The sequence below is a fragment of the Lysobacter gummosus genome (genome assembly GCF_001442805.1).
Lineage (GTDB): Bacteria > Pseudomonadota > Gammaproteobacteria > Xanthomonadales > Xanthomonadaceae > Lysobacter > Lysobacter gummosus.
On the sequence record NZ_CP011131.1, the window covers coordinates 19,971 to 34,018 of the forward strand.

At 68.0% G+C, this 14,048-nt stretch carries 10 protein-coding genes; 3 read left to right on the forward strand and 7 right to left on the reverse strand.

From position 1 onward, the window contains the following. Positions 1-60: 60 nt before the first annotated feature. Both LG3211_RS00100 and LG3211_RS00105 read right to left on the reverse strand, forming a co-directional pair. Positions 61-1,947, reverse strand: a complete 1,887-nt coding sequence (locus LG3211_RS00100; RefSeq protein WP_057941059.1) for a hypothetical protein — start codon at positions 1,945-1,947, stop codon at positions 61-63. Positions 1,948-2,193: 246 nt separating this feature from the next. Beyond that, positions 2,194-3,789, reverse strand: coding sequence for an MFS transporter (locus LG3211_RS00105; RefSeq protein WP_083512180.1), 1,596 nt, complete (start codon positions 3,787-3,789; stop codon positions 2,194-2,196). 136 nt (positions 3,790-3,925) lie between these two features. On the opposite strand from LG3211_RS00105, the gene LG3211_RS00110 reads away from it, so the two are divergent. Beyond that, on the forward strand, positions 3,926-4,828 hold the full coding sequence (locus LG3211_RS00110; RefSeq protein WP_057941060.1) for a LysR family transcriptional regulator: 903 nt from the start codon (positions 3,926-3,928) through the stop codon (positions 4,826-4,828). A gap of 27 nt (positions 4,829-4,855) precedes the next feature. On the opposite strand, the gene LG3211_RS00115 is transcribed toward LG3211_RS00110, so the two are convergent. The 4 genes from LG3211_RS00115 to LG3211_RS00130 all read right to left on the reverse strand — a co-directional run bounded on the left by LG3211_RS00115 (position 4,856) and on the right by LG3211_RS00130 (position 11,095). Further along, positions 4,856-5,815 (reverse strand): GlxA family transcriptional regulator, encoded by a 960-nt coding sequence (locus tag LG3211_RS00115; RefSeq protein ID WP_057941061.1) that lies wholly within the window; start codon positions 5,813-5,815, stop codon positions 4,856-4,858. Between the two features lie 313 nt (positions 5,816-6,128). Beyond that, complete coding sequence (locus LG3211_RS00120; RefSeq protein WP_083512181.1) at positions 6,129-8,045, reverse strand: M4 family metallopeptidase; 1,917 nt, start codon at positions 8,043-8,045, stop codon at positions 6,129-6,131. 391 nt (positions 8,046-8,436) lie between these two features. After that, positions 8,437-8,670, reverse strand: a complete 234-nt coding sequence (locus LG3211_RS00125) for a hypothetical protein (RefSeq protein ID WP_057941063.1) — start codon at positions 8,668-8,670, stop codon at positions 8,437-8,439. Between the two features lie 625 nt (positions 8,671-9,295). After that, positions 9,296-11,095 (reverse strand): SLC13 family permease, encoded by a 1,800-nt coding sequence (locus LG3211_RS00130; RefSeq protein ID WP_057941064.1) that lies wholly within the window; start codon positions 11,093-11,095, stop codon positions 9,296-9,298. Between the two features lie 123 nt (positions 11,096-11,218). On the opposite strand from LG3211_RS00130, the gene LG3211_RS00135 reads away from it, so the two are divergent. After that, a complete protein-coding gene (locus tag LG3211_RS00135) occupies positions 11,219-12,400 on the forward strand; it encodes a sensor histidine kinase (protein WP_057941065.1) in 1,182 nt (393 codons plus the stop codon). Further along, positions 12,393-12,827, forward strand: coding sequence for a response regulator (locus tag LG3211_RS00140; RefSeq protein ID WP_057941066.1), 435 nt, complete (start codon positions 12,393-12,395; stop codon positions 12,825-12,827). The genes LG3211_RS00135 and LG3211_RS00140 overlap by 8 nt, the downstream gene beginning before the upstream one ends. A 262-nt stretch (positions 12,828-13,089) precedes the next feature. On the opposite strand, the gene LG3211_RS00145 is transcribed toward LG3211_RS00140, so the two are convergent. Beyond that, positions 13,090-13,821, reverse strand: a complete 732-nt coding sequence (locus LG3211_RS00145) for a 2OG-Fe(II) oxygenase (RefSeq protein WP_057941067.1) — start codon at positions 13,819-13,821, stop codon at positions 13,090-13,092. Positions 13,822-14,048: the final 227 nt, after the last annotated feature.

Below are 14,048 nucleotides of genomic sequence, written 5' to 3' on the forward strand. Positions count from 1 at the left end.
GCTGCGGCGCGGGCGCGACGCGGTGCACCGCTGTGATCGCGCGCAACGTGAAAAACGCGATCAGCGCTTGGCCAACAGGCCGCGCGAGCAATCGAGCGAAAGCCTTGAGGCCTGGAAATACAACTTCGCATCGGCTCCGTCCAGGCGCTTGTCCGCGACCTGCTTCCGGCCGAAGTGTTCGCTCAACACGCCGTGACGCTCGATTTCGCCGAGATAATCCTGCGCCTGACGCGCGTATATGCGCGCCTGGGACAGATGCTCGCGATCGCTCTTGAGGGCCTTGCGCAAGGCGGTCAACGCATCCTCGCGGCGGCAGGTGGACATGGCGTACAGGGCCCGGTACATCAATGCTTCGTGGATCAAGGTGCGCGTCGGCAGCGGCAGCGACTGCTCGCCGTCTCTGGCCTGGACGAACCGGGCGAATTGCTCGTCGGCCTGGACTTGGCGGCCGTCGCGGTACATCACCGACGCCAGGGTGAAATCCACGTAGGAACGCGCCGCCGCGCGCGCCGGCAGATACTGGTGAATATCGACTTGCACTTCGCGCAGGATGCGTTCGGCGCGCGGCAGTTCGTGCTCCGGCGCGCGCATGGCCAGGGCGATGCCCACCGTCATTTTTTCGTAGGGCATGGGGATATCGGTTTCGCTGCCGGTCTGGACCAAGTCCTCCAGCATGCCCAGGCCTTCGCGATAGTCTGGCGAATCCCAGCGGCTGTCCAAGCCGAAGGTGAGCTTGGTCGCGAGGTTGAATCGCACTCGCAAGGTTTGCTCGTGGGTCGGGCCGAACGCCTGCTCGCAGATCTTCACCGCCTCGCGCGCCTTGCCCACGCTGCTGTCGTAGCGCATGTGCATGTAGTCGTGCAGCGATTCCAGGCGCAGCACTTCGGCGTACTCGGGATGGCGCGCGCCGTAGCTGGCCAGGACGATGGCCTTGCCGTGCTGCAAGGCGCCGATGCTGTCGCTGATGTGGCCGGCGTTGTATTGGGCGTCGGACTGCGCGATCCAGGCGCGGCCGGTATCGGGATGCTGCGCGCCCAGATGCGCTTGCCGGTCGGCGACCAGTTGTCCGGCCTCGGCGGTCGCGCGCTCGGGCTGTTCGCTGTAACTGAGCATCCGCACCAGTTGGTAGCGCGCGTTGTCGGCCTGGGTCGTGCCCTGGCTCATCGCGATGGCCTGGGTGAGATCGTGTTCGGCGCCGCTGAAATCGAAGCGCCGTCCGCGCCATTCGCCGCGCTGGCTGAGCAGTTCGGCGATCAGCCCGGCATTGGGCGGAACCAGGACGCGGGCCTGGGCCAGCGCGTCTTCCAGCGAACTCATCGCGCCGTCGTCGTCGGCCAGGCCCCATTGCGCGCGACTGAGCTCGAGCTGCAGGCGCAGCTGATCCAGGCGCGTGGCCATGTCGATGCCGTCGTGGCCGCGGCGCAGTTCGGCCTTGGCGATTTTTTCCGCCGGCGCGTAACGCGCTTGCAGATTCATCAGCGACACGGTGGTCGCGGTGACGGAGAGATTCTCCAGGCCGTGTCGGTCGAGCAGGCCGTTGGCTTCGCCGGACAGGCGCTCGGCCTGGGCGTAGCGGCCGATCAGGGCGTGGCTGCGCGCCAGCACCGACAGTCCGCAGGCCAGGGTCAGCGCCTGCTCGGACGAAGCCAGGCGACGCAGTTGCACCTCGGTGTCGATCAGCCAAGCGATCGAAGCGAACGGCGCGCGTTCCAGATGGCAGATGGCATCGACGCCGAGCCGGGATTCGAACAAGGCCGCAACCTGGGCGTGGATCCGCGCCGAGCGTTCGAGGTCGCGATGTTGCCTGGCGGAATGAACGGCGGCGCCGGCCAGGCCGGCCAGCAGCGCCAACGCGCCGAGCGCCAGCCAGAGGCGGACGCGGGTCTTCGGGCGCGGCCGGTCCGCGCGGGCGACAGCGTCGCCGGCAGGAGTGGAGGAGGTGGCCATCGGTCGGTGGTCTCTCGACATATGCAGCACTGACGGAGCGGCCGATCTGCGCTTGGACCACGCCTCGAAGACATCTTTACGGTGCCTTCGAGGTGAGAACTTGCGCCTGATCGGTGGGGGTCAGTGGTTGAATCGAGGTAAGGCCGCGAGGCCGGACATGCGCCGGATACGTGTTGGCTCGCTCAAAAATGCTGGATGGGGCGGGGCGGCGGCCGCCCGGGCCGGCACCGCCCCGCGCGGGTTGCCTCAGCAGGCCGGCTCATCGGCCAGTTCGATGCGATCGTCCCGCGCCGGCTCGGCCAGGGCGGCCGGCTCGTGCGCCGAAGCGTCGCCGAGCAGGGCGAACACCACCCCGGCGATCGCCGCGGTCAGTCCGGCCAATCCATACATCAACCACGCGAACGCGGCGTCGTAGCTGTGCACCAGCGCGGCGGCGTCTAGTTGCGGCAGCAAGGCCTGGGCACGTGCCGCATCGCCCGTGGCCAGCCGCTGAGCGGCCTGCGTCAGCGTCGCGCCGTCCACGCCGATCGCCGAGGACAGACGCAGTTGCAGCAACCCGGCCAGGGCCGCGGCGGTGATCGCCAGGGCGATGCCTTCGCCGGAGACGCGGCTGGCGCCGAACACGCCCGCGGCCATGCCGGCGCGTTCCTTGGGCACCACGCTGATCGCCAGCCCGTCCATCAGGCCCCACGGCACCGCCGAGCCGGCGCCGATCAGCAGCATCGGCGCGATCAGGCCGTGCACCGAACCGGCCGCGGCCTCCACGCCCAGCCACACCAGGCCCGCCGCGGCCAGCAACAACGCTGCCGCGCACAAGGTGCCGGCGGCGATGCGGTGACTGAGCACCGCGGCCAGGAACGGCACCACCAGCATCGGCGCCGACAACGCGATCATCATCAGGCCGGCGTTGAGCGCGCTCAGGCCGTGGATGCCGATCAACCGCACCGGCAGCACGATGATCAGCGCCAGATAGCAAAACCCGGTGCCGATCGGCAGCAACTGCGCGCCGACGAAACGCGGGTACTTGAGCAGGCTGAGGTCCAGCATCGGCCGCGCGGCGCGGGTTTCCACCCGCACGAACAAGGCCAGCAGCGCCGCCGAACCGATCAATGCCGCGATCACCCAGCCGTCGCTCCAGCCGCGCTCGGGCGCTTCCAGCACGCCGATGGTCAGCAGCGCCAGCATCGCGGTGGAGCTCAGGCTGCCGCGCCAGTCCAGGCCGGCGGCGTCGGGATCGCGCGACTCGCGCATGCGCGGCACGCCGAACACCGTGGCCAGCAGCGCGATCGCCAGACTCGACAGGAACACCGAGCGCCAGCCCTGGGTCTGCACCAGCCAGCCGGCCAGGCTCGGTCCGAACGCCAGCCCCAGCCCGAACGCGGTGCCCAGCAGGCTGAAGGCGCGGATCCGCGCCGGCCCGTGAAATTCCTGCGACAAGGCGGCGTTGCCGCCGGCCAGGGCGAGCGCGGCGGCGACGCCCTGGGCGATGCGCAGGCCGTTGAGCACGGCCAGGCTGGGCGCCAGCGCCAGCAGCAGCGAGACGATCGCGTAGGCGACGATGCCGATCGAGAACACGCGCTTGCGGCCGTAAGTGTCGGCCAGGGTGCCGGCCGCCATCAGGCAACTGCCGAAGGCGAGCATGAAGGCGTTGGTCATCCAGTTCAGCGCCACCGGGCTGCCACCGAGTTCGGCGGCGATGGCCGGGATCGCCACCGGCGGGGCGGTGAAGCTCAGCGGAAGTACCAGCCCGGCCAGGCACACCGCGCCGAGGATCAGGAAACGGTCGTAACGGCCGGGTACGGGGCCGGCGGCGGAAGCCCGCGAGGGCAGGGGGGAGGGCATCGGGATCGCCGTGGGGACGGGCGGACCAGCTTAGATGGGACGCAATCGGGGAAAAATGCCGATCTGGTTCATGCTTTATGGAGCGATACGACATAATCGGGGCCGCAATCTATGCGCCCGCCGCTGGAGACCCCGCATGGACAAGCTCGGCAGCCTGTTCGCCTTCGTCCGCACCGCGCAGCTGCGCAGCTTCGTCGCCGCCGGCCGCCAGATCGGGATTTCATCCTCGGCCGTGGGCAAGAGCGTGGCCAAGCTGGAGCAGCAGCTGGGCGTGCGCCTGCTCCAGCGCAACACCCGCAACGTGCGCCTGACCGAGGAAGGCCGGCAGTTCTACGAGCGCTGCAAACCGCTGCTGGACGAACTGGAAGAAGCCGAGGCGATGCTGACCCACTCCATGCAGGCGCCGCGCGGCCGCCTGCGGGTCAGCCTGCCGACCAACGGCTACAAGTTCCTGGTGCCGGTGCTCGGCGAGTTCCGCCGGCGTTATCCCGAGGTCGAGCTGGATCTGGATTTCAACGACCAGATGGTCGATGTGATCGAAGGCGGTTTCGACGCGGTGATCCGCAGCGGCGACATGCCCGACTCGCGCCTGCGCGCGCGCCGGCTGGGGCCGTTCTGTTTCATGTTGTGCGCCTCGCCCGACTACCTGGCGCGGCGCGGCGAACCGCGCGCGCCGGCCGACCTGGAAGCGCACGAGTGCATCCATTTCCGCTTCGCCAACAGCGGCAAATTGCAGGAATGGTCGCTGCGGCTGGAGCCCGGCGAGAACCCGCCGCATCTGCCGGCGGCGCTGGTGTGCAACAACAGCGAAGCGGCGGTGCAGGCCGCGGTGCACGGGCTGGGCATCGTGTATTCGGTGGATTTTCTGGTGCGCGATCACTTGGCTTCGGATCGGTTGCGCCGCGTGTTGCCGGGGTTCGAGACCCAGCGCGGGCAGTTCTGGGCGCTGTGGCCGGCGCACAAGCACGTCTCGCCGAAGCTGCGCGTGTTTCTGGATTTCGTCGATGAGCACTTGTTCGTGCACAAGCCTCTGGCTTGAGCGCGATGCGTCGTCGCCTGCGTGGGATCAGCGCGCGCGCTTCATCTGGCGGCCTTCGCTGAAACCGCGTCGGTACGCGGTCGGGTTGGTGCCGACCGAACGCGAGAAGCGGTCGCGGAAGGTCGTCGCCGAGGCGAAGCCGACCTGCAGCGCGATCTGCTCCACGGACAAGTCGGTGGTTTCCAGGAACTGCTGGGCGCGGCGGATGCGGGTGATCAGCAGCCACTGCAGCGGCGTGGTGCCGGTCTGCTCGCGGAAACGGCGGTTGAGCGTGCGCGTGCTGATCGAGGCGTGGCGGGCGAGTTCGTCGACCAGCAGCGGCCGGTCCAGATGCTCCTCCATCCAGCGCAGCAGCGGCGCCAGCGAGGCGTCGGACTGCGGCGGCGCGTGCTGCAGCAGCGGCGAATGATCGGCGCCGCGTTCCATCGGCACCACCGCCCAGCGCGCGGCGGCCGCTGCGGCCGCTGCGCCGTAGTCGCGGCGGATCAGGTGCAGGCACAGGTCGATGCCGGCGGCCGAACCGGCCGAGCTGAGTATCTGGCCCTCATCGACGAACAACACGTCCGGATCGACCTGGATATTCGGATAACGCTCGGCCAGTTCGACCGAGGTGGACCAATGCGTGGTCGCGCGGCGGCCGCCGAGCAGGCCGGCCTGGGCCAGCACGAATACGCCGGTGCAGATCGAGGCGATGCGCGCGCCGCGCGCGGAGGCGGCGCGCAGCGCGTCCAGGATCGCGACGGGAACCGGCGCGCGCGGCGGCGACATGCCCGGCACGATGACGGTGTCGGCATGTTCGAGTTCGGCCAGGCCCCACGGCACCACCAGTTCCATCGAACCTGTGCGCACGCGCTCGCGTTCGGCGCAGATGCGCACCTCATAGGCGGTCTCGCCGTCGGCCAGCCGCACCCACGGAAACACCAGTCCGGGAATGGACAGCTCGAAGGGCAGAACGTCGTCCATCGCGACGACAGCGACCTGATGCATGGGGACCGGCTGTGCTGGGGGTTGGACAAAGTGTAGCCAGCGACCTCGCGGCCCGCGCGCACGGATACGGGCGTGTCGGCGATGGCCGGAACCCGGCGGAATCTGGCGGGTTCACCGCTCAGGCGCGCGCCGCGCCACTCATCTCATGCGCATCGCATCGTCGCCACCGCCGTCGTTGCGAGGGCAGGGCAAGCACGACCGGTGCATCGACACGGCCGGATAAAGAACGGCCCCCGCCGCGCGAACGCAACGGGGGCCGCAAAGACCGCAAACACTTACCAATTCGAGCCCGGGTACGGCTCAGAGCGATTCCTCAGTTCTTGCAGCGCGCCGCCGTGGAGCCTTCCGGCAGCGTCACGTTGACCGCTTCCCAGGCGCAGGCCACGGTCTTGACCGCGCTGGCCTTGAGCAGGCCGCGATCGACCAGATCCTGCGCCGCCGTCTGCGTCGCCACGCGCGCATCCGGATAGGTGGCCTGCGAGGTCAGGTACAGGGTGTTGGCGCGGTACCAGATCTGTCCGGCGACGGTCGCAGTCAGGCCCTTCAGGCCGGTCGCGCCGTTGCAGACCAGATCCGACGGCAACACGGTCTTGCGATGCGACTTCGGCACCTTCTGGCCTTCGGCCAGCAGGTAGAAGAAGTGGTTGCCGATGCCGGAGGTGTAGTGCGGATCGTGCGCCTGGTTCTCCGGGTCGAAACCGCCGGCGGGGTAGCAGTCGAACGAACCCACGCCGTCGGCGTCCTGGTCCAGGCTGGGCTTGAACATGAAACGCAGCGGCACGCCGCTGAGCATCACGTTCTCGCCGATCAGGTAATCCGGCGGGTCCTTCGGGCTGTTGTCGTAGAACTCGACCAGGGTGCCGTGGATGTCGGAGTTGGCTTCGTTCAAGCCGCCGGCGTCGCCCGAGTACAGCAGGCCCGAGGTGGCCTGGGTCACGCCGTGCGACATCTCGTGGCCGGCCACGTCGAGCGCGACCACCGGGTTGGACACGCCGTAGTCGCCGTTGCCGTAGACCATGCGCTTGGCGTCGCCGTCCCAGAACGCGTTGGTGCCGCCCACGTCGATGAAGAAGAAATACGTGAAGGTGACATTGACGAAGCTCTGCACGCCCAGGCCGTCGCCGAAGATGCCGAGGCGGTCGTAGTACTTCTTGTAGTAGTCCCAGGTCTTCGACACACCGTAATGCGCTTCCACGCCGGTGCGCTCGATGTTGGTCATCTGCTCGTTGCCCCAGAGGTTGTCGGCATCGAACATCGGCGGCGCGGTGAAGTCGCCGCCGCCGAACACCAGGTCGACGACCGTGCCGCCGGTGTTGTGCACGGTGCCGCCGCCGCGCTTGTCGTCGCGCAGCAGGAAGCCCGCGCCGCGGCCGTCGCTTTCCTCCGCGCTGACCTTGCTGGTGGAGATCGGCACCTTGCCGCGGGTGATGGTGAAGCCCTGGCCTTCGGCCGCTTCGGCGGTGTAGATGCGGCTGTCGCGGCCGAGGAAGCTGCCGTTGTCGGCATCGACGTAAATCAGATCATGGACCGGGCGTTCGGCCTTGTTGAGGCCGCGGAAGCTGACTTCATACGCCAGCTTGGGCTGGTTGTTCTGGGCGAAATACACCGTGCGCGATTTCGGCGCCTCGATGAAGCGGCCGGCGAAATGCACGCCGGCGTCGGCGATCGCCTGGTTCTGCGAAAGCTTGGGCGTGACCGAGCCGCCGTCGCCGAGCTTGAGGTCCAGGGTCTTGCTGATCGAGGTCAGCAGGCCGCCCTTGGCGTGGGTGACCAGATCGCCGCCGATCACCGGCAGGCCCTGGTATTCGCGCTGGAAACGCACGTGCTCGCTGCCGTCGGCTTCGACCACCACATCGCGCGGCTTGTAGCTTTCCGCCGCCATCGCGTTGGCGCCGGCGTTGGCCAGGCCTTGCGCGCCGGCGCTGCCGGCCTTGCTCGCCTGCAGCAGTTCGCGCGCGCGCTGCACCGCCGGATGGCGTTCCAGTTGCGCGGCCGGGGTGGCGCCTGAGACGGCGCTGGCATCGGCGAAGGTGTTTTCCGCGGTGGCGCGGACGCTGGCGTTGGAACGCGCGGCCGCATCCGGCGCGCGCGCGGCCGCATTCGCCGCGGCGGCGGTCTGGGCGGCGCCGCTGGCGGCGTCGTCGCGATGCGCGGTGATCAGCGCGGTCGCGGTGGTGCCGGTGATCGCAAGCAGGATCGATGCGGTCAGCACTCGTTGTTTCATGGACATGCGAAGTTCTCCGAGTCATGCAAAGCAAAAATAGGAAAGAACGCAAAATCGCCGTTTCGCGATCGATGTCGCGAAATCGGCGTTACTGCACAACGGCAGGGAGCTTGTAATGCCTGGAAAGACGCGCCTACGACGAGGAAGGACGCGTGTTATCCATCGTTTCCCCACCAATTCGAACGCTCCCGGACACTTCTCACCCCACCTTGCGGGCGCGCGGGTGACGTATTTCCTTCACGAAATGCGATGTGCGTCTAACAGGCGCCTATGGCTGAAGACACGAAACAAACGCCGAAAGGCCGCGAGCGCGGCCGATGGGCTTGTGTCGTGGCGATGGCGGCAGGCGCGTGGCGCCTGCGGATTACATCTGCATGCGGCGCGTTGGCCGCATGCCTCAGCGCTGCGGCGCCGGCATGATGTGCGACAGGAAAATTCGCCGGTCTTCGAAAATGCGGATCGCCACGGCGACGCCGAGCTGCACCGACAAATGGAAGGCCTCGTTCTTGGCCGCGGCCGAAGCGGCGGCGACATTGTCGAAACGCTCCTCGGCCACGTCGCACGACAAGGTGCGGCCGAGGTAGGTGGATTCGTTGAGTTGCACCGTGTAGGGCATGGGGTCGTCGACCATCGAATGAAACGGGATGCCCCGACCCAGCTTGACCGCTTGCTCAAGGCGGCGACTTATTCCCTTGCTGAGCGGCGTCCGTTGCCGGCGCATAAGTCGTGCTGTCGGGGCGTGCATAAGGTGACTTAGCGACTAAGCATTTACCCTCAGGGGACCCCAGGGCGTGCTGTAGGGAATTCCTTACAACCACGTGACCGCTGTCACGTCCGCAAACCTTCGCAGGATGGCCCTTCGCAGGAGACCGCTTTGTGGGAAGCCCCTCTTGGTGGGAGGGCCTTTCAGATCCGACGCTTTCGGCTCCGGTCGCATCGCAGCTTCACGGCGGCCCCTGCAAGCGATGCGATTTCGCCGCCCGCCTTGCCACTGCATGAGCGAACCCCGCAAACCCCGCGCGCCCCTCGACCTTAGGCGGATTCACCGCACCGGCAATGCCTCTAGCGTGTCTTCGCCGCAGCGCTGTGGCCCGACAGGACCGTCCATGTTCGCGAACGCCACGACCACGGCCATGCGACCCGCGCCGCGCGCGCGGCACAGGGCGTCCCGTCCGCGCCATCTGCTCGCGACGCTGTGCCTGCTGACGCTCTGCGCAGGCGCCGCGGCCGTTTCTGCTGCACGCCGCGGCGCCGGCTCAGGACGCGCCCGGCAGCAACGGCCCGCCCAACCACAGCCAGCGCGCCATCCAGGCGCTGACCCAGGCGATGAGCATGGTCAAGGGCAGGCCGATACGCAGGAAATCGCTGAAGCGGTACTGGCCCGGGCCGAGGATGAGAAGGTTGCCGTGGTGACCGATCGGAGTCAGGAACGCGGCCACCGCGCCCAGCGCCGTGCATACCACGAACGGCGTCGGCGGCAGGCCCAGCGATTGCGCCAGTGAAATCGCGATCGGCCCCAACAGCACCGTGGTCGCCGCATCGGACAGGATCTGGGTCAGCAGCGCGGCGACGGTGAACATCACCAGCAAGATCGCCAGCGGCGACCAGCCCGCGATCACCTGCAGCATGCCCTGCGCCAGCAACTGCGCGGTGCCGGTCTGCTCCATCGCCACGCCCAGTGGAATTACGCCTGCGATCATCACGAAGATGCGCACGTCGATTTCGCGATAGGCCTGTTCGACATCGACGCAGCGCGTGGCCACCATCGCCACCGCGCCCAGCAGGAACGCCAGCGACGCCGGCAGCCATTCGGTCGCCGCCGCGACGATGGTCATCAGCAAGATGCCCAGCGCCAGCGGCGCGCGCACCCGCCGCCGCGCTTCGCCGGCGAACGGCACCAGCATCAGGAAGCCGTGGTGCGCGGCCAGTTCGGCGAAACGCGCCGGCCGGCCCCACAGCACCAGCAGGTCGCCTTCGCGCAGGCGCGCGTCGGACAAGCGCGGCGCGACCGCGCCGTGGCGCCGCCACAGGCCGGCGATGACGGCGTGGAACTGGCGCGCGAAATCCAGCTCGCGCACGCTGCGGCCGACGAATTCCGAACCCGGCGCGACCAGCGCCTGCACCAGCTGCGGCTCGCCGTCGCCGTCGGCGTGCTCGCCGAAGCGCTTGATCGCGTTGAGGTCCAGGCCGGGGTCGTCGTGCAGCGAGGCGAGTGCGTCGGCCGACGCCTCCACCAGCAGGATGTCGCCGCTGATCAAGGCGCTGCCCGGGCCGAGGTCCTGGCGGCGCTGGCCGTCGCGCAGCCAGCCGGTCAGCACGAAGCGGTCGCCAAGCGCTTTTTGCAATTCCGACAGCGGACGCGTGCTCCAGCGCGAGCCTTCGACGATCACGAGCTCAGTGCGGTAACGGTCCAGGCGCAGATAGCCGTCGTCGCCGTGTTCGCCGCCGCGCTTGGGCAGCACCCAGCGCGCGGCCAGCATGTACAGCACGCCGACCACCACCAGGGCCAGGCCGATCGGGGTGATCGAGAAAATCCCCAGGCCGGGTGCGCCGGTGCGCTCGATCAGGTTGTCGGCGAGCAGGAACGCCGGCGCGCTGACCAGGGTCAGGGTCGTGCCCAGCGAGGCGGCGAAGGACATCGGCATCAGCAGGCGCGAGGCCGACAGCCCGCGCGATTTGGCGAACCGGGTCAGGATCGGCAGCATCATCGCGGTGACCATGACGTGGTGGGTGAACGAGGACAGCGCCGCCACCGCCGGCATGGTCACCGCGATCGCGCGGCTCTCGCTGCGGCCGGCGGCGCGGCCGATCCCCTGGCCCAGGCGCTCGGTGATGCCGGTCGCGGCCAGGCCGCCAGAAATCACGAACACCGCCGCGACGATGATCGCAGGTTCGCTGGCGAAGCCGGACAAGGCCTGTTTCGCGTCCAGCACGCCGCTGAGCACCAGCGCCAGCAGGGTGATCATGGCCGTCACATCGACCCGCAGGCGCTCGCTGACGAACAGGTACAGGGCGGCTGCCAGGATCAGCAGGAAGGCGATCTGAGAAAAGTCCATTGCGCGATTGTGCTTGAGCCGGCTGTGTCCGAGCCGTGTGCGCCGTCCACCGCACCATCACGGCGGCATTGGATACACTCCCCGGTCACTTCGGACCCCCTGTGCGACCACAGCGTTACCGCGATGACCTTGCCGCACCCCACGATGCCGGCCAGCAAAGCCGCCGACGACCGTTTCCGCCTGGCGATGGCGGCGTCGAACATCGGCATGGCGATCGTCTCGATCGACGGCATCTGGCTGGAGGTCAATCCGGCGTTGTGCGCACTGCTGGGCTACCGCATCGAAGAATTGCGCGGTCATCACTACAGCGAAGTCACCCATCCCGACGATCTGGCGATCAGCAACAACCTGGTCGCCGCGCTGGTCAGCGGCGCGCTGGCCTCGGTCGATGAGCACAAGCGTTATGTGCATCGCGACGGCAGCGACGTGTGGGTGCAGCTCAACATCGCGGTGATGCGCGACGAAGACGGCAAGCCGCAGTATTTCATCTCGCACATGCGCGACATCGGCGACGAGCGCGAGGCCGATCTGGCGCGCAGCGCGCGCATGGCCGAGCACGGCGCCGCGCTGGACGCGTCCAATCGCCAGCTGCAGTTGTTCGCCGACGCGGTCGCGCACGACCTGCGCGCGCCGCTGCGTTCGATCGAAAGTTTCTCGGCCCTGCTCGGCGAGCGCGCGGCCGAGCGCTTGAACGAAACCGATCGCGATTACCTGACCCGGATCCGCGCCGCGGCCTCGCGCATGACCGGCCTGCTGGCGGCGCTGACCGAGCTGTCGCACGTGACCCGCGCCGAGATGCGCATCGCCCCGGTGGACCTGAGCCTGCTCGCCGACTGGGTCGGCGCCGAGCTGCAGGACGCCGATCCCAGGCATCGCGGCGAAGTCAGCGTGCAGCCCGGCCTGCAGGTCGAGGGCGACGAGCGCCTGCTCAAGCTGATGCTCAACCAACTCATGCATAACGCGTGGAAATTCTCGTGCGAGCGGGCCGCCGGCGAACCCGGCGGCGAGCTGGCCCCGGTGCGCATTCAGGTGCGCGGCGAGGTGGTCGGATCGCGCCTGCAGTTGTCGATTCAGGACCACGGAGCCGGTTTCGACATGCGTTATGCTCACAAGCTGTTCGAGCCGTTCCAGCGCCTGCACGGGCCGGATCAGGGCGGCGGTCACGGCCTCGGGCTGGCGATCGCGCGGCGGGTCGCCGAGCGTCATCGCGGCCAGTTGCGCGCGCACTCCCAGCCCGGCGCGGGCAGCACGTTTACAGTCGAACTGCCCTTGCGGTTCAAGGGCGAGGAAAGCGCAGATGCATAAGGAAATCCTGCTGGTCGAGGACAACCCCGACGACGTCGAGCTGACCCGGCTCGCCTTCGACGAGGCCAAGATCGCCAACAGGCTGGTGGTGATGGGCGACGGCGCCGAGGCGCTGGATTACCTGTTCGCCCGCGGCCGTTACTCCGATCGCGATCCGGCCGATCTGCCGTCGATCGTGCTGCTGGACCTCAATCTGCCCAAGGTCGATGGCCGCGAAGTACTGCAGGCGATCCGCGCCCACGAACCCACCCGCACGCTGCCGGTGGTGGTGCTGACCACCAGCACCGAGCCGTTCGACGTCGAGGCCAGCTATGCGCTCGGGGTCAACAGCTATATCCAGAAGCCGGTGGATTTCGAGCAGTTCGTGTGGGCGGTGAAGCAGGTCGGGTTGTATTGGCTGGTTTTGAATCATCCGCGTAATCCCTGATTGCTTCGGGGATAGAGGCAGAAGCAAATCCCCCCTGGCCCCCCTTTTTCAAAGGGGGGAACCCCGTCGGATACGGCAGCGCGATTTGGCGCTGCGCGGAATCTCCAGACGCTGGCCATAGCCGCGTCCTCTTCGCGAGCGCGTCAATTCGCCCCCTTTGAAAAAGGGGGCAGGGCGCCTGCGAGAAATCGTGAACTGATCGTCGCGTCAGCGCCGGGGGATTTGCTCTACGCCTCAGCGTGCCGCACCGCACACCCAGCGCTTACCCTCCGCCGTACAACCGCTCCGCGCGCTGAAACAAAATCCAGCTGGTGGCGATGTACTTGTCCCCACCCTTGGGCCGGTTGCCGCGATGGGTGTGGGTGAACGCCGCCGGCGCGATCAGCAGATCGCCCGCGCGCGGCGCGATCTTGCGGCGCTGGTAGAGAAACTCGGTCTCGCCCTCGCTGAAACCGTCGTTGAGATAGATCGTCCACAGCACATGCCGGTGCAGGGTTTCCGCGGTCTGATCGCGCGGATACAACTCGCAATGCCAGTACGGGTAACCGCCGCGATCGGCGGTGTAACGCTGCAGGTTGATCGCGCCCGGACGGAACACGGTCTGCGCGATCGGCGCCAAGGCGCCGTCGTCCATTTCGGCCATGCGCTCGGGCGTGAGGCGATGGCGCTTGCCGTCGGCGGCCGGCGCTTCGAGCATCAACGGCGCGATCATGGTGTGCGGATAACGCCGCAGATACTTCAGCAAGCCGCGGAACACCGCCAGATTCAACGCGACCTCCACATCCTTCCAACCCTCGCGGCCGGTGATGGTGAGATCGCGGCTGTCCTTCAGATCCGGCATCACGCCGCCGCCGACCCGGCCCGGTTCGCTGTCGCCGCTGGCGTCGAAGCGGCGCACGAGCTGCGCGCATTCCTCGCGCGTCAACGCCTGCGGATAGACCTCGATGAAATCGTCTGAGCCGGTGGGTGCAACGGAATCGGGCGTTGAGGACATGGCAGGCGCTGGGCTGTGAGAGAACGCGCGAACGGCAAGCGCGTGGAAAGCGGCCATCCTCGCACGGGGGGCCGAGGTTGCAAAAAGGCAACGTCGGATCGACACGACGGCGGCCACGCCGTACAGGCGTCTCAAAGGTCCGCTGGACGGGCCTGAACGCATTCACCGAGCCAAAGCTGAGCAGGCGAATGCTGCGAGTGCGAATTTCATCGGGCGTTGCGACAGCG

Bases quoted from the DNA above. Each gene is read 5' to 3' on its own strand.
- LG3211_RS00100 (WP_057941059.1), bottom strand. From the start codon at position 1,947: ATGGCCACCTCCTCCACTCCTGCCGGCGACGCTGTCGCCCGCGCGGAC.
- LG3211_RS00105 (WP_083512180.1), bottom strand. From the start codon at position 3,789: ATGCCCTCCCCCCTGCCCTCGCGGGCTTCCGCCGCCGGCCCCGTACCC.
- LG3211_RS00110 (WP_057941060.1), top strand. From the start codon at position 3,926: ATGGACAAGCTCGGCAGCCTGTTCGCCTTCGTCCGCACCGCGCAGCTG.
- LG3211_RS00115 (WP_057941061.1), bottom strand. From the start codon at position 5,815: ATGCATCAGGTCGCTGTCGTCGCGATGGACGACGTTCTGCCCTTCGAG.
- LG3211_RS00120 (WP_083512181.1), bottom strand. From the start codon at position 8,045: ATGTCCATGAAACAACGAGTGCTGACCGCATCGATCCTGCTTGCGATC.
- LG3211_RS00125 (WP_057941063.1), bottom strand. From the start codon at position 8,670: ATGGTCGACGACCCCATGCCCTACACGGTGCAACTCAACGAATCCACC.
- LG3211_RS00130 (WP_057941064.1), bottom strand. From the start codon at position 11,095: ATGGACTTTTCTCAGATCGCCTTCCTGCTGATCCTGGCAGCCGCCCTG.
- LG3211_RS00135 (WP_057941065.1), top strand. From the start codon at position 11,219: ATGACCTTGCCGCACCCCACGATGCCGGCCAGCAAAGCCGCCGACGAC.
- LG3211_RS00140 (WP_057941066.1), top strand. From the start codon at position 12,393: ATGCATAAGGAAATCCTGCTGGTCGAGGACAACCCCGACGACGTCGAG.
- LG3211_RS00145 (WP_057941067.1), bottom strand. From the start codon at position 13,821: ATGTCCTCAACGCCCGATTCCGTTGCACCCACCGGCTCAGACGATTTC.